Origin of the sequence: Streptomyces sp. NPDC058198, assembly GCF_042882605.1 — a bacterium.
Classification (GTDB): domain Bacteria; phylum Actinomycetota; class Actinomycetes; order Streptomycetales; family Streptomycetaceae; genus Streptomyces.
The window spans coordinates 753,483-772,294 of record NZ_JBHVVP010000002.1 but is presented as its reverse complement, the minus strand read 5'-3'; the positions used below and the strand labels follow the sequence as shown (position 1 = coordinate 772,294).

Sequence of the window (18,812 nt, the reverse complement as noted above, 5' to 3'; positions counted from 1 at the left end):
ATCAGCGGCGACGGGGCCTCAGAAGCGGAACTCCGTACGGCCGTGCTGCACCGAGATCCACTTCTGCGTCGTGAACGCCTCCACCGTCGAGTCGCCGTTGAGCCGGCCGACGCCCGAGAACTTCTCCCCGCCGAAGGCCACCAGCGGCTCGTCCTGCACGGTCGAGTCGTTGACATGCATCATGCCGGTGACGATCTGCTTGGCGAACGCGACGCCCCGCTCCACATTCGACGTGTGCACGGCGCCGCTCAGTCCGTACGGCGTGTTGTTCGTGAGCCGTACCGCCTCGTCCTCCCCGTCGAAGGGGATCAGCAGCACCACCGGCCCGAAGATCTCCTGCTGCATCAGCGGCGAGTCCTCCGACAGCCCCGACAGCACCGTCGGCTCCACGAGATTGCCGCGGGTACGGCCCCGTACGAGCGCGGTCGCGCCCTCCGCGAGCGCCTGGTCCACCAGCGCCGACAGGGCGTCCGCCTGGAAGGTGTTGATGACGGGACCGATCTGGGTCTCCGGATCGCGCGGGTCGCCGGTCCTGAGGGCCGCCACCTTCGCCACGAACTTCTCGGTGAACTCCCGCTCGATGCTGCGGTCCACCAGGATCCGGTTGGCGGCCATACAGACCTGGCCCTGATAGACGAACCGGCTGGCCACCGCCGCGTCCACCGCGTAGTCGATCCCCGCCTCGTCGAGATCGTCGAGGACGACCAGGGCGCTGTTGCCGCTCAGTTCGAGTATGGCCCGCTTGAAATTGCTGCCCGCGACCGCGCCGACATGGCGGCCGACCCGGTCGGAGCCCGCGAACGAGATCACCTTCGGGACGGGGTGCTCGATCAGCGCGTCGCCGATCTCCGCGACGTCCGTCACCAGAACGTTGAGCAGTCCGGCCGGCAGCTCCGCGTCCTCGAAGAGCTTGGCTATGAGCCCGCCGCCGACGACGGGCGCGTTCTGGTTGGGCTTGACCACGACGGCATTGCCGAGCGCCAGCGCGGGCGCCACCGACTTGATCGTCACCAGGAAGGGGTAGTTGAATGGACTGATCACGCCGATGACGCCGACCGGCAGTCGGTAGACGCGGTTCTCCCTGCCATCCACCGGGGAGGGCAGGATCCGGCCTTCGGGGCGCACCGCCAGCTGTATCGCCTCGCGCAGGAACTCCTGCGCGGCCCGGACCTCGTACACCGCCTTGAGCCGCGTACCACCCAGCTCGTCGATGATCGCCTCGACGATGTCGTCCTTGCGCTCCTCGACCAGCCTGAGCACGCGCTCGAAGACCAGCCTGCGGGTGTACGGATTCGTCTCGGCCCAGGTCCGCTGGGCACGCTCCGCCGCGCGGTACGCCTCGTCGACCTCCGCGGCCGTGGCGATCGTGATGGCGGCGAGCTTCTCCCCGTTGTACGGGTTGAAGTCGATGATGTCCCACGAGCCGCTGCCGGTCCGCCACTCGCCATCGATGTACTGGTGGGCCAGGTCGGTGAAGTAGGACATGCGATCCCTTACTGCAGGTGCAAACTCCTGATGTGTTGTCATCGTACTGATGCCTCAGATCAGTTGGAGCAGTCCACGGAGGACATCTCGGCTCTCCTCCGGTCCCGGGCTGTCCTCCTGTAGTCGCGCCATCACCCGTTCGTACTGGGCGACCTCCTCGCGCTTGTCCAGATACAGCGCACTGGTCAGCTGCTCCAGATAGACGACGTCGGAGAGATCCGACTCGGGGAAGCTCAGCATGGTGAAGGCGCCGCTCTCGCCGGCATGGCCGCCGAAGCTGAACGGCATCACCTGGAGGGTGATGTTCGGCTGCTCCGAGATCTCGATCAGATGCCTCAACTGGCCCTGCATCACCGAGCGCTCGCCGTACGGGCGGCGCAGCGCCGCCTCGTCGAGGATCGCGTGGAAGCGGGGCGCCCGCTCGGACACGAGGACCTTCTGCCGCTCCAGCCGGAGGGCGACACGGCGGTCGACCTCGGAGTGGTGCGCGTCCGGAATGCCCCGGGTGACGACGGCGTGCGCGTACGCCTCGGTCTGCAACAGACCGTGCACGAACTGCACTTCGTAGATACGGATCAGCGAGGCGGCACCTTCGAGACCGATGTAGGTCTGGAACCAGCCGGGCAGCACATCGCCGTAGCTGTGCCACCAACCCGCGACATTGGCCTCACGGGCGAGGCCGAGAAGGGCCCCGCGTTCGCCTTCGTCGGCGACACCGTAGAGGGTCAGCAGGTCCTCGATGTCTCTGGCCTTGAAGCTCACCCGTCCCAACTCCATACGGCTGATCTTGGACTCGGATGCGCGGATCGAGTAGCCGGCGGCTTCACGTGTGATGCCGCGCGTCTCGCGCAGCCGCCTCAGCTGTGAGCCCAGCAGGATGCGCCGCACCACGGAACCGCCCGATTCGGCTGCGGTCACGTCTCCAACCCTCCCCATCACATGTGGTTTTCCAGGAGCACCCCCGAACCCCAAGTGCCGGATTCTGCCACCAAAACGCTTCAGCCCGTACTCATTCGATTACGGAAATAAGAAGGCTTTGCGGAGAGGGCGAAACTGGTCACAGGGAGAAATGGGAGGGAACCAGCACGGTACGGGACAGGACTGGCACGTGCACGTGCATCTGCCCTTGCATCTGCCGTACGCATTCGGAACCATGGTCCCCGCGCACCTGCGTGCTCGTTCGTGATTGACGTGTTGTGACGCTGGACCACCGCAGTATCGCTACGGCCGCGAATCCCGGGAGTGCCTCGCATGGGGACGAATGGATCGACCATGCTCGAGCCGTTAAGGCAGGGGCTTCCCCCCATCGATCCCGCAGGGGCCGCCAGCTCGGCGTCGTGCGCGTTGCCTCCCCGCTACGAGGCGGTGCGCGGGGCACGCCAGTTCACCCGGACCACGCTGGGACAATGGGAGCTGAGCGACCGCTTCGACGATGTCGCGCTGGTCGTCTCCGAACTCGTCACCAACGCGCTGCGGCACGCTCTGCCCGGCGACACGCCGCGGGAGCCGCAGGACCATCCCGTACGGCTGCATCTGATGCGGTGGACGTCGCGGCTGGTGTGCGCGGTACGGGATCCCAGCCATGCGAGCCCTGAGGCGCGGGAGAAGGACGAGAACTGCGCGGCGGAGTCCGGCCGCGGGCTGTTCCTGGTGGACTCGTTCAGCGACACCTGGGGCTGGCACCCGCTGGCGGGGTCGCTGAACGGCAAAGTGGTCTGGGCGCTGTTCCAGTTGCCGGGTGACTGAATCTCGCCGTTACCGGTCAGTGCCGAGCGGCGAGGGCGCCGATTGGTGTGTACCTAACCGGCCATGAGCTCGTGGAGATTGGCCGGAACTGATGGGTGCGGTGGGGTCGGTCCGGCGGCCGACCCCCTACTGAGGCCGAGCGAGGCGGCTGAATCTGTTCGCTCGGCGCTCAGCCGCCCGCCGTCAGATGATCGAACTCCCCGTCCTTGACGCCCAGCAGCAGGGCCTCTATCTCGGCGGGGGTGTACACCAGCGCGGGTCCGTCGGGGTGGCGTGAGTTCCGTACCGCCACCTCCCCGCCCGGCAGCTTGGCGAACTCCACGCAGGATCCCTGGGAGTTGCTGTGCCTGCTCTTCTGCCAGACAACTCCGTGAAGCTCTGTGGCCGTTATGCCGTTGTACACGTGGTGCACAGGTCGCTCCCCGAGTTGCAAGGTGCAGGTGTCAACTTTCCCGGATCATAGCTGTGTTTCACGTGCTGATGCATGAGCATATGCACGTGCACGCGGGGTGTTCCCTTGGTTACAGACGCTCAACTGGACCCGGCCGAACGGGTCGGCTCCCCCTCGCTACAGGAAGAGACGCATTCCGCGGCCATCTGGCTCCACAGTGTCCAAGAATTGGTCCAGTCCTCCACAACGGGGGCCTGCTCTTGATCGTCTCAGCCGACGCGGCCGGCTCGGTCTCCGTGGCCGGCGCTCCCCACGGCGGGTGGGCATCAGGCCTCCAGGAGGGAGTCGAAGGCGGGCGGAAGGCGCTTCCATGCCAGGCGGCCCGCGGCGTACTCGGCGTCGGTCAGCAGACAGGAGTCGAGCAGCAGCTCGATCTGCTCCCGGTCGAGGCCCGGCGAGGTGAAGACGAGGTGCTGGCAGCGGTCGCCGTGTTCCGGGTGCCAGTCCAGGGCGACGGCGACCCGGCGCAGCGGCGGGACCGTCTCCCAGGCGGCGTCCGGCAGCGATGCCAGCCACGGTCCCGCGCTCTCCACGCAGAGCGCGCCGCCCGCCGCGTCCCAGGCCAGCAGGGTGTCGGGACGGTCGGCGAGCCAGAATCGGCCTCGGCTGCGGGCCGCGGCGCAGGTCAGGTCCTCCAGCGCCCGATAGAGCCGCTCCGGATGGAAGGGACGGGCGCGGTGCCAGACGTACGTACCGACTCCGCATGCGTCCGCCTCCTGCGGCAGCAGGGCGCAGGCCGGGTGCTGACGGGCGGCGGCCTCGTCGACGTCGAAGCCGGCGAGCGCGGCGGCGGCCAGTTCCCCGGCGGACGCCGCGCCGCCGTCGATCCGTACCTGCCGTGCGGTCGGGTGCAGCTGGGCCAGCAGCGCGCGGTCCTCGTCGTCCGCGAGCGGGCTGTCGGCCACGGCGAGCACCGGCGCGTACTCCAGCTGCCGCGCCCAGGTGTCGGCGATCGTCCGCCGGTCGGAGGCGGCGGCCGCGAGCCCGGCGGCCGACAGATCGTCACCGTTGCCGAGGTACGGCAGCAGCAGCGCCGGGTCGACGGCGGTCAGCACCGACGTGACGACCAGGCGCTCGCCGTGCGCCGCGACGGCCTCGGCCACCGCCCGGGGTTCGACCGAGTCCCACAGCTCGACGATCGCGAGCCGGGTCGGCCCGCCGTCCGCGAGCCGTTCCAGCTCGGGTACGAGGTCTTCGCGCAGCGCGCAGCAGGCGCAGTCGTTGACCAGCGGCGCCTCGCCACGGGAGAGCGGCCCGGTGGCGTCGCGGACCGTGCGTACGACGGTGCCGCGCCCGGCCGTCGACAGGTCGTGGTGGAGCGCGACGCTGCCGGGCACGGTGGCGAGCAGCTGCCGCACGGCAGCCCGGCGGGCGTCGGCGTGCAGCCCGCAGACGATCGCGACGGCGAGCCTGCCGTCGGTGTCGTACGCACGCCCGTCGTACGAGTCCTTGCCGTACGAGTCGTACGAGTCGTACGAGTCGTCCCGGCCGGCCATCAACGGGCCTCGGGCCGGCGGCCGTAGCGGCGCTCGAAGCGCTCCACGCGGCCGGCGGTGTCCAGGACGCGGGCGGTGCCCGTATAGAAGGGGTGACTCGCCGAGGAGATCTCCACGTCGATGACGGGATAGGTGGCGCCGTCCTCCCACTCGATCGTCTTCACGCCGGTGGCGGTCGAGCGAGTCAGGAACGCGAAGCCGGCGGCCTTGTCGCGGAAGACGACGGGCTGGTACGCGGGGTGGATCGAGGGCTTCATCTCGTTCTCTCTGTCCTCTTCTGTTCTGGTCTGCTCTTGTCTGTTCTTCTCTTCCGCCGGTCAGCGCTCTTCGCGGAAGACGACGTGCCGGCCGACGACCGGGTCGTACTTGCGGAGCGTCATGCGGTCGGGGTCGTTCCGGCGGTTCTTGCGGGTCACGTACGTGTAGCCGGTCCCCGCCGTGGACCGGAGCTTGATGATCGGGCGTAGTTCGTTGCGAGCCATGGGGTTAGTATATGGAAATGGTTTCCATTTCCAAAAAGTCCAGCGCAAGCGCTACTGGCTGGCGAGCGAGGGCAGGCATGTCCGGCTCACGCTCAGCGCGAAGGCGATCAAGACCGTCGACACCATCGGCATCGAGGCCGCCGTCGCCCGGATCCGTGCGCGCGGGGTGAAGGTCTGATGGCCAAGAAGAGCAAGATCGTCCGCAATGAGCGGCGCAAGGAGATCGTCGAGTGGTACGCGGTGCGCCGCGCCGAACTGAAGGAGCTCCTGCGCCGCCCCGGCACCCCCGAAGATCAAAGAATCGCGGCGCGGGAGGAGTTGCGACGTCAGCCCCGCGACGCGAGCGCCACGCGCGTGAGGAACCGGGACAGCGTGGACGGACGGCCGCGCGGACACCTCAGGAAGTTCGGGTTGTCGAGGGTCCGGCTGCGCGAGCAGGCCCATGCCGGATTCCTTCCCGGGGTGCGCAAGTCCTCCTGGTAGCTTGGCGCGGTCCGGCAACCGACCAGGGGGACTTGACCGTGCACAAGCTCATACGAACCAGCGTCGCCGCGGCCGGGCTGGCCGCCGCACTCGTCCTCACGGGCTGTGGCGGCGACAGCGACAGCGGTAGCGACTCGGGCAAGGACAAGGGCGGCGCCGCCGCGTCGAGCGGGACGGCCAGCGGTGACGCGGGTTCCGGTTCGGACGCCGGTTCGGACTCGGGCTCCGGCGGAGACGCGTCGGGCGGCAGCATCGAGGGAACGTGGGCCGGGCTGTCCGACGGGAAGGCCGTCGCGCTGTCCGTCAAGGCCGGCAAGGTGGCTCTCGTCGCCGACCAGCATGTCTGCCAGGGCACGGTCGAGGACATGGGCGAGCCGATGCTCTCCCTCAAGTGCGCCGACGGCAACACCGACCGCACCATGGGGACGATCGAGTCGAACGACGGCAAGACCCTGGTGATCTCCTGGGACGCGGGCAAGAAGGACACGTTGGCGAAGGCCGAGGACGGCAAGCTGCCCGGCGGGCTGCCGACGAGCCTTCCGACGTCTTGATGATGTCCCGGTGACGTCCTGACAGGCCGGCGGACGGGCCCGGCCCTGACGTGGGCGGAGCGGGCGGGAGAGCGGGCGGATCCGCCTCGCGCGGGCGCCGCGCTCAGCGCGCGGGGCGGATCCGGCCCCGGCGGTCCCGCGCGCCCCCACCGCCGGGCACGTGCGCCGCGTCCGCCGCCGAGGTGCCATGGGTCCAGCCCTCGGCGTCCGTCACCCCGCGCACTCTTGTCGCCACCGTCTCGGGGAACATCCGGTCCGCACGGTCCGCCACCGCCACGTCCCGCGCCGCGAGGACGGGCAACAGGCCTCCGCCGTTCGCCGCCGCGTCCGCCTGCCCTGTCGCCTGCTCCGTCGCCTGCTCCGTCGCCATCGCCAGGCGTTCGCCGATGCGGTGGGCGTACGCCATCAGGAACGACTGGCGAAACGTCTTCGTCCGCTTGCGCCCCGCCGCTCGCTGCGCGGCCTCCGCGCGCGTCATCGCCGCAGTGCCCTGCACCAGCAGGGAGGTGTGGAGCAGTTCGACCGCCTCCAGATCGGGTTCGAAGCCGACGACCGTCGAGAAGCCGTACGCGCTGTTCCACACCGCGCGGCAGCGGTTCGCGGACGCGACGGCATCGAGCAGCATCGCCTTCGCCGTCTCGTACGGAGCGTCCACCCCGATCCGGCACGCGCCGGGCACATCACCCCGGTGGGTCCGGTCGGCGAGCAGCGCCTCGTCGATGCTGTGCCGCGCCATCAGCTCCTGCGCCTTGGCGGTGAGCGCCTCCGCCTCCTGCGGATAACCGGTCGCTTCCGCCTTGGCGAGGAGCGCCCGGATCCGGGTGAGCATGCGCGGCTCGCCGTCCGCGGGGGGCAGATGTACGGGCGTACCGGGCACCGGCCCCACCGGCTCGATCGCGGGCAGCCGGACGAGGAGCAGATACAGCTCCAGTACGGCGGTGGCGTACGAGAAGCGGTCGGCCCGGTAAGGCTTCAGCTCCGCGTCCGGCTCCGGGTCGAGCTCCGTGAGCTGGGCGGCCCAGCGGGGCGTCAGCCGCTCGTACCGCCGCGCCTCCGCCGTGATCAGCTCAGTGACGAGCCGCACATGCGGCTCGTCGAGGTCCCGGCGGACGAGGCGTACGACATCGGCCGGCTGCCAGCCGCGCTCCCAGGCGAGCCGTACGAACTGTTCACCGCGCCGTCGCAGTTCTCCATCGGCCGTCGGATCGGCGGCGAGCAGGGACGCACCTGTGTCGAGCCCTTCGCTGCTGGTCGTGGAAAGCACGGCGGCGAGGGCCCGCTCGACGGTACGCGCGCCGGAGTCCGTGGCGCCCGCGTCACTCATGCCGCAGCCCGCGTGTGCTCTATGACCATGCCTGTGCCTCCTCGGACCTGCTCCCCGGCGCGTCCTCGATGGTCGCAGGTCCGTACGGGAGGTCCGCACCGTCCCCGAGGGGTGGCCGCCCATTTACTGTCCACAGGGTGTGGACAGTGGACTTACCGTTGCTGTCGTTGGCGGAGGAGACGGAAGGACATCCATGGGCGAGAACAAACGGCGCATGCTGGCCGGGGAGTGGTACCTCCCGGACGACGAGGAACTGGGCACGGACACCGAGCGCCGGATCGCGCTCTGCGCGGCGTACAACGCGGACGGCGGCGCCGCGCCGGCCGACCGCGCCAAGATCCTGGCAGAGCTGCTCGGGTCGGTCGGTGAGGACGTCCGCATCCGCGCGCCGTTCCTCTGCGACTACGGCAGCTACATCAGTATCGGCGCCCGTACCTTCATCAACTTCAACGCGGTCTTCCTCGACGCGGCGCCGATCACCATCGGTTCCGACGTCCAGATCGGCCCGAACGTCCAGCTCCTTACCCCCGCCCACGAACTCGACACGGAACGCCGTCGCGCGGGCTGGGAGAAGGCCCTCCCGGTGACGATCGGCGACAACGTCTGGCTGGGCGGCGGGGTGATCGTCTGCCCCGGAGTGACGATCGGCGAGAACACCGTGGTCGGCGCGGGATCGGTCGTGACGAAGGACCTTCCGGCGGGCGTACTGGCGGTGGGAAATCCCGCGCGGGTGATCCGCGAGCCGGCGGGCTGAGGACGTCACCGCCCCCAGGAGGGCCGTATCAAGGGGTGATCACCACGTCGAGGGGTGATCACCGCATCAAGGGTGACCGCCGTATCAAGGGGTGATCACCAGCTTTCCACTCGCGTGGCCGCCCTCGCTCGCCTCCTGCGCCTTCGCCGCGTCCGCGAGCGGGAACGTCCGCGCGACCCGCAGCCGCAGCGCGCCCTCCCCGGCCAGACGGACGTTCTCGGCCAGGCCGGAGCGCTTCCCGTCCGACGCGCCGCCGCCCGAGAAGGTCACCCCGTACTCCGCGGCCTTCGGGTCGGCGATGGTGACGATCCGGTCCGTCGTACCGCCGCGCAGCTCGATCGAGTCGGGCAGCGCGCCCTTGCCCGCCACGTCGAAGACCGCGTCCACGCCCTGGGGCGCGGCAGCGCGGACGCGTTCGACGAGACCGTCTCCGTACGCCACGGGGATCGCGCCCAGCGAGCGTACGTACTCGTGGTTGGCCGGGGACGCCGTGCCGATCACGGTCGCGCCGCGGGCCACCGCGAGCTGGGTGGCGACCGAACCGACCGCGCCCGCCGCGCCGTGCACCAGCAGGGTCTCGCCGTCCCGCAGACCGAGCAGGTCGAGCACCCGCCGGGACGTCTCTCCCGCGACCGGGATCGCCGCCGCCTCCGCCCACCCCAGGGCGGCCGGCTTGCGTACGAGCGTCTCGGCCAGGGCGTACTGGGCGTAGGCACCGGTCGCGGTCCAGCCCAGAACGTCGTCGCCGACGGAAACGTCCGTGACTCCCTCACCGATCTCGTCGACGACCCCGGCGAACTCCAGACCGGGCACGGCGGGCAGCGGCGTGCGGAACGCCTGCTCCATCCATCCGTGACGGATCTTGTAGTCCACCGGATTGACGCCCGCCGCCCGTACCGCCACCCGGACCTCACCGGGGCCCGCGTGCGGTTCGTCGACGTCCTTGACGTGCAGCACGTCGGCCGCGCCGAACTCCTCGAAAACGATGCCTTGCATGTCAGCCTCCATACGGTGCACAGGTGGACAGGCCGGGGCTCCGGCCGGAACTCCGTTCCTGGCTCTGATTTCGATCCTCCCGGTGCCGGGCCCGGCCCGCCTTTCGAACGCGCCGCCGCCTGTGCTCAGCGGTGGCGAGCGGCGCGTGCCGGGCCGTTGTCAGACCCTCCTGCCAGACTCACCACCATGACCGAACGATGGGCTCTGGCCCCGGCGGACGGCGGCGGCGCGCTGCTGGCTCCGCTGGGCACGGACGGGCACCCGGCCGGGCCCGTGCTGCGGGAGCCCGATCTCGTCGGGGCGGTCAGGGCGCGGCTGCCGGACGTCGCGCGGTGGGTGTGGCGCTCCACCGCCGAGCTGTATCCGCGACTGCTCGCGGCGGGGGTGCGGATCGAGCGGTGCTACGACATCGAGGTCGCGGAGCTGCTGCTGCTCGGCCACGAAGGCCGGCTCGGGGAGCCCCGGTCGGCCGCCGCGGCCCTGGCCCGGCTGCGGAACGCGCCGGTGCCGCCCGATCCGCCGCCACGATCGGCGGCGCCGGGCTCGCAGTCCTCGCTGTTCGAGCCGCAGGCGGGGGCGGACGTGCCGTTCGAAGGGCTGCTGGAGGTGTACGCGCGGCAGCAGCGTCGGCATGCGTCCGCCGAGCACCCCGGACGGATGCGGCTGCTCACCGCGTCCGAATCGGCGGGAATGCTGGTGGCCGCCGAGATGCACCGCGCCGGGCTGCCGTGGCGCGCGGATGTGCACCGGGAGGTGCTGCGTGAACTGCTCGGCGAGCGGTACGCGGGCGGGGGCGAACCACGACGGCTGGCCGAGCTGGCGGACGAGGTGTCGGAGGCGTTCGGGCGACGGGTGCGGCCGGATCTGCCGGCGGATGTGATGAAGGCGTTCGCGCAGGCCGGCATCAAGGTGAAATCGACCCGGCGCTGGGAGCTGGCGGAGATCGGCCATCCGGCGGTGGAGCCGCTGATCGCATACAAGAAGCTGTACCGGATCTGGACGGCGCACGGCTGGAGCTGGCTCCAGGACTGGGTGCGGGAGGGACGGTTCCGGCCGGAGTACCAGCCGGGCGGTACGGTCTCCGGGCGCTGGACGACCAATGGCGGCGGCGCCCTGCAGATCCCCCGGGTGATACGGCGGGCGGTCGTCGCCGACGAGGGCTGGCGGCTGGTGGTGGCGGACGCCGATCAGATGGAGCCACGGGTGCTGGCCGCGATCTCCCGCGACCCCGGGCTGATGGAAGTGGCCGGACACGACGGCGATCTGTACACGGCACTGTCCGACCGGGCGTTCTCCGGTGACCGCGAGCACGCGAAGATCGCACTGCTGGGGGCGATCTACGGTCAGACGTCCGGCGACGGGCTGAAGAATCTGGCGGCGCTGCGCCGGAGATTCCCGCTGGCCGTCGCGTATGTGGACGACGCCGCACGGGCGGGCGAGGAGGGCAGGCTCGTACGGACGTGGCTGGGGCGCACCAGTCCGCGGGCGGCCGAGGACGAGGACGACGGCGAGCCCGGGATTCCGCAGGAGTCGCCGGCCGGGACGGATCAGGCGATGGACGGGTCGTCCACCTCCGGCGGTGAGTTCACCCCTGGCTACGCGTCGTCGAACGACCGAGCCCGCGGCCGTTTCACGCGGAACTTCGTCGTCCAGGGCAGCGCGGCCGACTGGGCCTTGGTGATGCTGGCCGCGCTGCGGCAGGCGACCGCGGGGATGCGGGCGGAGCTGGTCTTCTTCCAGCACGACGAGGTGATCGTGCACTGTCCCGAGCAAGAGACCGGGGACGTGACGAAGGCGATCCGCGCGGCTGGGGAGCTGGCCGGGCGGATCACTTTCGGGGAGACACCGGTGCGGTTTCCTTTCACGACGGCGACGGTGGAGCGGTACTCCGACGCGAAGTGACCACGGCCCCCGCCGGCCGGGCCGGACTACGAGCAGGGCGGCTTCGAGCAGGACGGCCACGAACAGGACGACTACGAGTAGGACAGCCACCGCTCGCTGGTCGCGATCGAGGTGAGCTGCTCCATGGTCAGCGCGGGGGTTTCGCGGGTGGCCGCGCCGTGCTGTGTGCCGGAGTTGAAGGCGGAGATCACGACACGCAGTCCGTCCGGCCGCACGGTGTCGACGGTCCACATCACCACGCCCTTACCGCCCTTCTCGCCCGGCCCCTTCTCCGTTTTCAGCTTCGTACGGTCCGGCAGGGTGGTGGCGTCCTCCCCGAAGATCACATCGGCGGACATACCGGGCTGCACATTGATCTGGACGAGGCTCCGGCCCCGGCCGTCGTCCACCACGACGTACGCGTACTCCTCCTGGTAGCCCTCACCGCTCACCTTCAGTCCGGAGGGAAGCAGGGAGACCAACGCGTTGCGGACATCCCAGCCGCTCACGATGCCCGCACCGCCGCCCTCCTTTCCGGTGCGGTCCTCTCCGGGCCGGGTCGTCGGCAGCTGGCTCAGCGGCCTGCGCCACGCGTCCGATGTCACCAGCTCCTTCAACTGCTGCGGATCCAGCGGCGGATCGGTACGGGACGGCGTGCTGCCCCTCACCATCGGGGCGTTGTACACATGGGCGTCGATCAGAAACCCGTCGGCCGTGGACAGCACGGCCCGCCGGCTCCTGGTGTCCTGGGGTCGGTCCGGGTACGCGTACCCCTGGTAGATCATGAGCCGTGAGCCGTCGGCCAGCGTGGTGCCGGTGCAGCTCTCGTAGGAGACGAGGGCCTTGTCAGGACAGGTCACCTGACCGGTCGCCTCCGCGCCGCTCACGCGGAACAGACCGACCGACACGGCGGCTCTGCCCATTCCGTCGTCGATGACCCCCGACACGCTCGGGCCGCCCCGTTCATGGGTTCCGCGTGCCTGAGTGTCGATCAGCTCTCCGACGGGGACCAACCGCTCCAGAATCCCGATCATGTCCTTGTCCGTGACGACGCCGTCCGCGCCACCGGTAACCGACCATGTGGGCGCGGCCACCGACGATTCGCCGTCGCCCGAAGCACCCAGCAGTCCGCCGCCGTACGCACCGCCGATCCCCACGGCGGCCAGGGCGAGCACGCTCCCCGTCACCGCTGCGGCGCGCCGCCGGGCCAGCCGACGGCGGCCGCGGGCCACCGCGCCGTCCACCAGTTCGCCCCGGTCCATGGGTTCGAAGAAGTCCCCGGCGCGGCGCAGCACCTCGCCGAGTTCGTCCTCGAAGGGCTCTTCGCCTGGCTTGTCCAGGAGCATGTTTACCTCACTTTCTGATCATTTATCGGACAGAATTGATCTGATGGCTCCGCCTCGCGGCCTCAGCGCACGACCTCGACGCACAACCTCAGCCCAGGGCTTCAGCGGCCGGCGAACTCGGCGAACTGGCCGCCCAGTTGCGCGCGCAGCTTCGCGAGCGCCCGCACCGACCTGGTACGTACGGCGGCGGAACTGACGTTCATCGCGTCGGCGGTCTCCTCGATGCTGCGGTCCTCCCAGTACCGCAGCACCACCACCGCCCGGTCCTTGGGCGCCAACTGCCCGAGCGCATCGAGAAGCGCGATGCGCAGGGCGGGATCGTCGCCCGAGTACGGGGCCGAATCGGGAAGTTCCCCGAGGGGCCGTTCGGTGGCGGAGCGCCGCCGCTGATGGGTGAGAAAGGTGCGGACCAGCACGGTCTGGGCGTACCCCGCGGGGTTCCCGATCCGGGAGACGCGTCCCCACAGCGCGTACATCCGGCCGAGCGTCTCCTGCACCAGATCCTCGGCGAGATGGGTATCGCCGCTGGTCAGCAGGCATGCGGAGCGGAAGAGATGGTTCGTACGGCCGACCGCGAACTCCCTGAAGTCATCCGTTCTGGATGCTCGCGACCCCTCCCTGCCCGTACGCCCCATCAGCCCCATGCGCGCCATGGTTTCCCCGTCCGCCCCGCCCCGCCGGCTCCTCACCCCTACACCCCACTGACGCGCTGGGCGGGCGGAAATGTTTCAGTCAGCTTTATTTGATCTTCGAGGCGATGGTCCTGACGAACTCGGGGAGCACGTTGTCCCGCCAGGTCCAGGGGGCCGGCGCCTCCTCACCGTCGAACGCCACGGTGGTCTGCCCGCCCACGGTGAACAACAGCGGCCCCTTGTGGCAGATCCAGCTCCCCTCGGCCGTCCCGGCGACGACACACCGATCCGCTCCCATCGCCCCCTTCCTGGGGTCGCCCCCCGATGCGAAGCGCTCGTAGTAACGGGCGATCAGCTCAGGATCGGCCACGGCCTCGATGCGCAACCAGAACTGGGTGGCGGGGTTCTTCTCGCCCGGCAGCCGCATGCTGTAGAGGCACTGGCCGGCCTCGGATCTGTCGCTCTCCCGCCACGAGGAGTCCGCGCCGAACTCCTTGATCGAAGGGGTGTAGATCCGGCGGCGCTCCTCGGTGATGTCCTTGGCGCCGGGGAAGATCGCCTCGATCTCCTCGCGGCTCACGAGCGAGCACGCGTCCGGCCACCGGTTCGCCGCCAGGACAGCGCCACCCGTGAGCGCGGGAAGCTCGGCGGTCGCACCTTTGGGCACGGCCCTGCCCACCGAGGCATCCCCCTCGGACGAGGCGTGGCTACTGATCAGCACCGTCACCAGGACGACATTGGTGATCAGCAGGATGCCCGCCAGCGTGAGCGCCTTGGATCTGTTCTTCCGCATGGCGGCCAATTCTTCCCGATCACACCCTCCGACCAGGTCCGGCGCGTCGCCGAAGTACCGGGGGCCTCGGTTTTCGACCTTGATCTCCGGGCGGGGAAGTCGGGCGGATGATGTGGCCCATGACCGGCAGACATTGCCGTACCCGTGCCAAACTATGAATGCGACGGGGCAACCACCGGCGGCTCCGGCATTCTCCGCGAACATGGTGTGCCGGGAACGGGTACGGGGGTGCCGTCGTTTTGTCATTGTTTTCGGAGGGGATCTTCACTCCGCACACACTTCTGGACGAACGCGCGATCGATATTCTCTCGGCGGCAACCCAGCGCTGCTCGGGGACGGTCCGCCCGAGTGACATCCTTTACACCGCAATCGACTCCGGTGACCAGGGAGTTCTGTCGGTACTCGCGCTCACGCTCGCCGAAGGTGCCCAGCCACGGCATCTGCTGGAAACCATCGCGGTGTACAACCCGGGGAGCCAGGACGGGCAGTATTTCGATTTCGACGGAAGGCGTGAGCGCTTCACAGCGGAGACACTGGCCGCCCTCGACCGCTTCGCCGCGGAGTTCGCCCAGGACCAGGACCGGCTGCGCCCGGTCTGCCTCGAACTGCTCATCGCCTGTGTCCTGGACCATCCCGACCCCGGTGACCGGCAGTTCCTGCGGATTCTCGACACGGCGGCCGCCGCGCGGACCCTGCGGGACCAGGTACGCGTCAGCACCGAGCCGCCGCCCGCCCTGCTGGACGACACCGGTCGGCTGCGCTCCGAGGAGTTCTCGGCGGACGCCTGGGCGGTTCTGGAGCAGGCGGCGGGGCGCGCGGGTGAGCTGGGGTACGACCGCCTGCTGCCACCGCACTGTTTCCTCGCCCTGCTCGGCGAGACGGAAGGGCTGACCGAGCGGCTCGTCCGCCTCCAGATCCCGCCGCAGCTGGGCCTGGCGAAGGTCGCGGAGATGCTGAGCGGCGCCTTCCGGCTGTCGCAGCAGGGAAAGGACGCGCCGCCGCTGCACCGTGACGGCCTGGGAGAGCCGCTGATCGCCCTGCTCCAGCGGGCCCAGCGGGCCGCCGTGGTCTGGGGTGCCGAGCTGGTCGACACCCCGCATCTGCTCGATGCCCTGCTGGAGGATCCACCGCCGAGGCTGGCGTCGGTGTTCCAGGCGGAGCCGCTCCGGGTGGACCTCGCCCGCATGCGTGAGCTGCTCGCCCAGGCCGTCAGAGAGGCGCGCACCGCGGGACCGCGCGAGGTCTCCTTCCGGTTACCACCGGAATCACCGCCCGCCGAGGACCTCACCTGGCTGGCGCGTACCCAGGGGATCGCGCCCGCCCGGCACCTGGAGCGCTACTTCGACGCCCTGGGCCGGGCCCTGCACCGTACGACCGACAACCATGTGCTGATCACCGGGCCCGCCGGGGTCGGCACCACCAGCCTGGTGCGTGAACTGGCCAGGCGCGCGGCGGCCGGAGAGCTGCCCTTCCTGCGCCGCAAGCGCCTACTGCGCGTCGACTGCCGTGACGTACCGGACTCCGAGAGCGGTGCCAAACTCGCCAGGATCATCGCCCATGTCGCCGGGCGTACCGATCTCATCGTGTGCCTGGACGGGCTCGGAGCCATGCTCCGCGGCCCCCGGGGCACGGACCACGTACAGGCCCTGCGCAGCGCGTTGAAGGAGCGCCGGATCCACCTCATCGGGGTGCTGTCCGACCAGGAGTACGACGACCTGCTGGCCGCCGACCATGCCCTGCGCGAACTCACCACCCGTATCGAGATGACCGAGCCGGACCGGGCCTCCGCGCGGGACATGGTCCGTCAGGCGGCGGACGCGCTGGAAGCGGAGTTCAGGACCGAGGTCGACGACCGGGCCGTCGACCGGGCGGTCGTGATGTCGGGGGACTACATCCTCAACCAGCGGCTGCCGCTCGCCGCCGTCAAGGTGCTCCGCCGGGCCTGCGAGGACCTGGACTACCGCCGTACACAGCTCGGCGACGCCCGAGCCGTCGTGACCACCGAGGACGTGGTGCGGGTCATCGCCGAGGTGTCGGGCGTGCCCGCCGCGCAGATCGCCGGCACGGGCGGCGAGCGGACCGACTACGAACAGGCGCTGGGCGGCTCCGTCTTCGGTCAGGAGGAAGCGGTCGAGGTCGTCGCGAGCGAGCTGCGCCGCATCAAGTCGGGCCTGGCCGGGGCGAGCGGCGGCCCCGCCTCGGTGATGCTCTTCGCCGGGCTGACCGGGACGGGCAAGACCGAGCTGGCGAAGACCGTCGCGGGTTTCTACTCCTCCTCCAAACGCCTGCAGACCTACCCCATGGAGAACTTCTCCGAGGCGCACAGCGTGTCGGGCATCATCGGCTCCCCACCGGGATACATCGGCTTCGAGCGCGGCGGGCGCCTCATCAACGAGCTGAACGCGGACCCGTACTGCGTCTTCCTGCTCGACGAGGCGGAAAAGGCACACCCCGAGGTCTGGCGGCCCTTCCTCAACCTCTTCGACGAGGGCTGGATCGTCGACCAGCGTGGCGTCAAGGCCCACGGCGACCGGGCGATATTCATCCTCACCAGCAACGCGGGCCAGGAGATCATTTCCCGGATGACCCGGGAGGGCCGGTCCGACGAGGCGATCGTCGCCCGGGTGAAAGAGGAATTGCTCCAGATCGGGAACCGTGCGCGGGGCGGGCCTGTCTTCTCTCCCGAGTTCGTGGCGCGCATCCGCCGGATCATCGTGTTCCGCCCGCTGGATCTGGACGCGATGACCGGAATCTGCCGCAAGCTGGTCGACCGGCAGTGCGAATTCTGGCTGGACAAAAGGGAAAAGCAGCTGATCGTCCCCGAGGCGCTGATCCATTACGCCGCCGGGCGCGGACATCTGCTGAACGAGAAGTCGGGCGGCAAAGAGGGCGGTCGCATCATCGCGAAAATCCTGTCGGACCTGATCGAGAATCCCATCCTTCTCGAACAGGAGCGCCGGGAGGAGGAGTTCCGGAAGTGCGCCCGCATCGAACTCAACTTCCACCGCGTCGGGCCCGGCGAACCCCGGACGGACGTCCGCTTCCGCCCCGCTCCTGACACGAGGACGGCAGAGGAGGCAGGACCGGGCCATGAGTGACGACGGAGCCGGGACCGACCTGCGGGCGTTCGAGGGCCGGGTGATCAACGACCGCTATCTGCTCACCAAGTGGATCGGTGGCGGTGCCTTCGGCGCGGTCTTCCTCAGCGAGCAGCGCATCCTCGGCCGCCCCGTCCGGCGGGTCGCCTGCAAGATCTCCAAGGAGACGGGGATGACCGAGGCGGACGCCCAGGAGCGGTTCGCCGACATCCTGCGGCTGGCCGAGGCGATGGACGGGATGACCGACGCCGAGGCACGCCGCCACCTCGTCCATGTGTACGACGGCGGGCTGGCCCAGGACGCCGGCGGCCGGGCCTTCCTGGTGATGGAGTACGTACAGGGCACCACGCTCGCCGCCCAGTTCGAGACCTTGAAGACGGTCCCCGCCAAGCTGCTGTTCGGCTGGGCGCGGCAGATCTGCGTGGCACTGCGCGGACTGCACGCCCTGGACCAGCCGTTGCTGCACCGGGACCTCAAGCCGGACAACGTCCTGCTGGGCTCGGACCTGACCGTACGGCTGATCGACTTCGGCCTCGCCGCCAGGCTGCTGGCGTCCGGGACCGTACCCGGAGTCGCCGGCACTCTGACGTACATGGCCCCCGAGACCTCCCAGGGCCAGAGCATGCCCGCCTCCGATCTGTACTCGCTCGGGGTGCTGATGTACGAGGGGCTGACCGGCCGGCTTCCCTTCGCGCACCTCATACCGCCCCCCGGCCTGCCCGACACGCTGCACGGCGACTGGCTGTACCAGCAGAAGAAGGAGGGCCGCGCGGCCGCCCCGCCGTCACGGCTGAACAACACGGTGACGCGAGAGACCGATGCCGTCGTCCTGCGCTGCCTGGAGTTCGAGCCCGCGAGGCGCTTCCGCAGCGCGGCGGAACTCCTGGACGCGCTGGCCGGGGCCGAGAGCGGGGCCCACCGCCCGCCGCCCGGCGAACGCGCGCTGGAGCAGGCCCGCAAGCAGGCCGCCGCCGGCGATCCGGCCGGCGCGTGCCACACCCTGCGAAAGTGCCTGGACTCCGGCTCGGGGGATCTCCCGGCCGCCGACCGGCTGGCGCTGCTGAACGAACTCGCCCGCCTGCTCGACGCGCAGGGCGACCCGGCCACCTCGGCGCGGCAGCTCGCCGAGGCCTGGCAGCTGGTGCGCAACAGCGCCCTCCTGCGGACCCGGAAGGAGCGTTGCGCCCTGCTGTCGCGTGCGGCCGACGCCTACCGGCGGGCCGGGAACGCCTTCCAGGCAACCCACTTCGAAGACCTCCTGCGCCGCGAGAGGGACAGGGGGTGAGCACCGCGG

General features: G+C 70.1%; 19 protein-coding genes. 8 read left to right on the top strand and 11 right to left on the bottom strand.

The annotated features are described in order from the left end of the window. Positions 1-18 precede the first annotated feature (18 nt). Together ACFVWW_RS11905 and ACFVWW_RS11900 are read right to left on the bottom strand one after the other, a co-directional pair. Positions 19-1,485 carry an aldehyde dehydrogenase family protein gene (locus ACFVWW_RS11905; protein ID WP_384332400.1) on the bottom strand — a complete coding sequence of 489 codons (1,467 nt, stop codon included), beginning with the start codon at positions 1,483-1,485 and terminating at the stop codon, positions 19-21. A 54-nt stretch (positions 1,486-1,539) separates the two neighbouring features. After that, entirely contained in the window at positions 1,540-2,421 is an 882-nt protein-coding gene (locus ACFVWW_RS11900; protein WP_384179715.1) for a helix-turn-helix domain-containing protein, read from the bottom strand. Between the two features lie 315 nt (positions 2,422-2,736). Here ACFVWW_RS11900 and ACFVWW_RS11895 point away from each other — a divergent pair, with 315 nt between their 5' ends. Then, the gene (locus ACFVWW_RS11895; RefSeq protein ID WP_386877356.1) at positions 2,737-3,231 is read left to right on the top strand and encodes an ATP-binding protein; all 495 of its coding nucleotides are present in this window, start codon (positions 2,737-2,739) and stop codon (positions 3,229-3,231) included. A 169-nt stretch (positions 3,232-3,400) separates the two neighbouring features. Here ACFVWW_RS11895 and ACFVWW_RS11890 read toward each other — a convergent pair whose 3' ends face one another. From ACFVWW_RS11890 to rpmG, 4 genes are all read right to left on the bottom strand, one after another. Continuing rightward, positions 3,401-3,643 (bottom strand): DUF397 domain-containing protein, encoded by a 243-nt coding sequence (locus tag ACFVWW_RS11890; RefSeq protein ID WP_384179711.1) that lies wholly within the window; start codon positions 3,641-3,643, stop codon positions 3,401-3,403. A gap of 305 nt (positions 3,644-3,948) precedes the next feature. Beyond that, positions 3,949-5,178: a CobW family GTP-binding protein gene (locus ACFVWW_RS11885; RefSeq protein WP_384332406.1), complete on the bottom strand. Its 1,230-nt coding sequence runs from the start codon at positions 5,176-5,178 to the stop codon at positions 3,949-3,951. Continuing rightward, entirely contained in the window at positions 5,178-5,435 is a 258-nt protein-coding gene (locus tag ACFVWW_RS11880; RefSeq protein WP_384332409.1) for a type B 50S ribosomal protein L31, read from the bottom strand. The genes ACFVWW_RS11885 and ACFVWW_RS11880 overlap by 1 nt, the downstream gene beginning before the upstream one ends. Positions 5,436-5,495: 60 nt before the next feature. Continuing rightward, the gene (rpmG, locus tag ACFVWW_RS11875; protein ID WP_384332412.1) at positions 5,496-5,660 is read right to left on the bottom strand and encodes a 50S ribosomal protein L33; all 165 of its coding nucleotides are present in this window, start codon (positions 5,658-5,660) and stop codon (positions 5,496-5,498) included. Between rpmG and ACFVWW_RS11870 the strand changes: the two genes are divergently transcribed. The 3 genes from ACFVWW_RS11870 to ACFVWW_RS11860 are packed head-to-tail and all read left to right on the top strand — an operon-like array spanning position 5,659 to position 6,694. Beyond that, positions 5,659-5,838 carry a bL28 family ribosomal protein gene (locus ACFVWW_RS11870; protein ID WP_384332415.1) on the top strand — a complete coding sequence of 60 codons (180 nt, stop codon included), beginning with the start codon at positions 5,659-5,661 and terminating at the stop codon, positions 5,836-5,838. The two genes, rpmG and ACFVWW_RS11870, sit on opposite strands and share 2 nt — an antisense overlap. Then, entirely contained in the window at positions 5,838-6,143 is a 306-nt protein-coding gene (gene rpsN / locus ACFVWW_RS11865; RefSeq protein WP_386877355.1) for a 30S ribosomal protein S14, read from the top strand. The genes ACFVWW_RS11870 and rpsN overlap by 1 nt, the downstream gene beginning before the upstream one ends. A 38-nt stretch (positions 6,144-6,181) precedes the next feature. Continuing rightward, complete coding sequence (locus ACFVWW_RS11860) at positions 6,182-6,694, top strand: hypothetical protein (RefSeq protein WP_384179699.1); 513 nt, start codon at positions 6,182-6,184, stop codon at positions 6,692-6,694. 103 nt (positions 6,695-6,797) lie between these two features. On the opposite strand, the gene ACFVWW_RS11855 is transcribed toward ACFVWW_RS11860, so the two are convergent. Further along, positions 6,798-8,018 (bottom strand): DUF2786 domain-containing protein, encoded by a 1,221-nt coding sequence (locus tag ACFVWW_RS11855; protein WP_386877354.1) that lies wholly within the window; start codon positions 8,016-8,018, stop codon positions 6,798-6,800. Between the two features lie 193 nt (positions 8,019-8,211). Here ACFVWW_RS11855 and ACFVWW_RS11850 point away from each other — a divergent pair, with 193 nt between their 5' ends. Continuing rightward, positions 8,212-8,772 carry a sugar O-acetyltransferase gene (locus ACFVWW_RS11850; RefSeq protein WP_386877353.1) on the top strand — a complete coding sequence of 187 codons (561 nt, stop codon included), beginning with the start codon at positions 8,212-8,214 and terminating at the stop codon, positions 8,770-8,772. Positions 8,773-8,856: 84 nt separating this feature from the next. Here the strand turns inward: ACFVWW_RS11850 and ACFVWW_RS11845 are convergent, their stop codons facing one another. After that, positions 8,857-9,768 (bottom strand): NADP-dependent oxidoreductase, encoded by a 912-nt coding sequence (locus tag ACFVWW_RS11845; protein WP_384332427.1) that lies wholly within the window; start codon positions 9,766-9,768, stop codon positions 8,857-8,859. 186 nt (positions 9,769-9,954) lie between these two features. On the opposite strand from ACFVWW_RS11845, the gene ACFVWW_RS11840 reads away from it, so the two are divergent. Continuing rightward, positions 9,955-11,670: a bifunctional 3'-5' exonuclease/DNA polymerase gene (locus ACFVWW_RS11840; protein WP_386877352.1), complete on the top strand. Its 1,716-nt coding sequence runs from the start codon at positions 9,955-9,957 to the stop codon at positions 11,668-11,670. 71 nt (positions 11,671-11,741) lie between these two features. Here the strand turns inward: ACFVWW_RS11840 and ACFVWW_RS11835 are convergent, their stop codons facing one another. The 3 genes from ACFVWW_RS11835 to ACFVWW_RS11825 form a co-directional block, all read right to left on the bottom strand. Next, the gene (locus tag ACFVWW_RS11835) at positions 11,742-12,995 is read right to left on the bottom strand and encodes a hypothetical protein (protein ID WP_384179690.1); all 1,254 of its coding nucleotides are present in this window, start codon (positions 12,993-12,995) and stop codon (positions 11,742-11,744) included. Positions 12,996-13,096: 101 nt separating this feature from the next. Continuing rightward, complete coding sequence (locus ACFVWW_RS11830) at positions 13,097-13,639, bottom strand: SigE family RNA polymerase sigma factor (protein ID WP_384179847.1); 543 nt, start codon at positions 13,637-13,639, stop codon at positions 13,097-13,099. 94 nt (positions 13,640-13,733) lie between these two features. Further along, positions 13,734-14,420: a hypothetical protein gene (locus tag ACFVWW_RS11825; RefSeq protein WP_384179688.1), complete on the bottom strand. Its 687-nt coding sequence runs from the start codon at positions 14,418-14,420 to the stop codon at positions 13,734-13,736. A gap of 239 nt (positions 14,421-14,659) precedes the next feature. On the opposite strand from ACFVWW_RS11825, the gene ACFVWW_RS11820 reads away from it, so the two are divergent. Together ACFVWW_RS11820 and ACFVWW_RS11815 are read left to right on the top strand one after the other, a co-directional pair. Further along, positions 14,660-17,518 (top strand): AAA family ATPase, encoded by a 2,859-nt coding sequence (locus ACFVWW_RS11820; RefSeq protein ID WP_386877351.1) that lies wholly within the window; start codon positions 14,660-14,662, stop codon positions 17,516-17,518. Then, positions 17,511-18,803, top strand: a complete 1,293-nt coding sequence (locus tag ACFVWW_RS11815; RefSeq protein ID WP_386877350.1) for a serine/threonine-protein kinase — start codon at positions 17,511-17,513, stop codon at positions 18,801-18,803. Before ACFVWW_RS11820 ends, ACFVWW_RS11815 begins: the two co-directional genes overlap by 8 nt. Positions 18,804-18,812 lie beyond the last annotated feature (9 nt).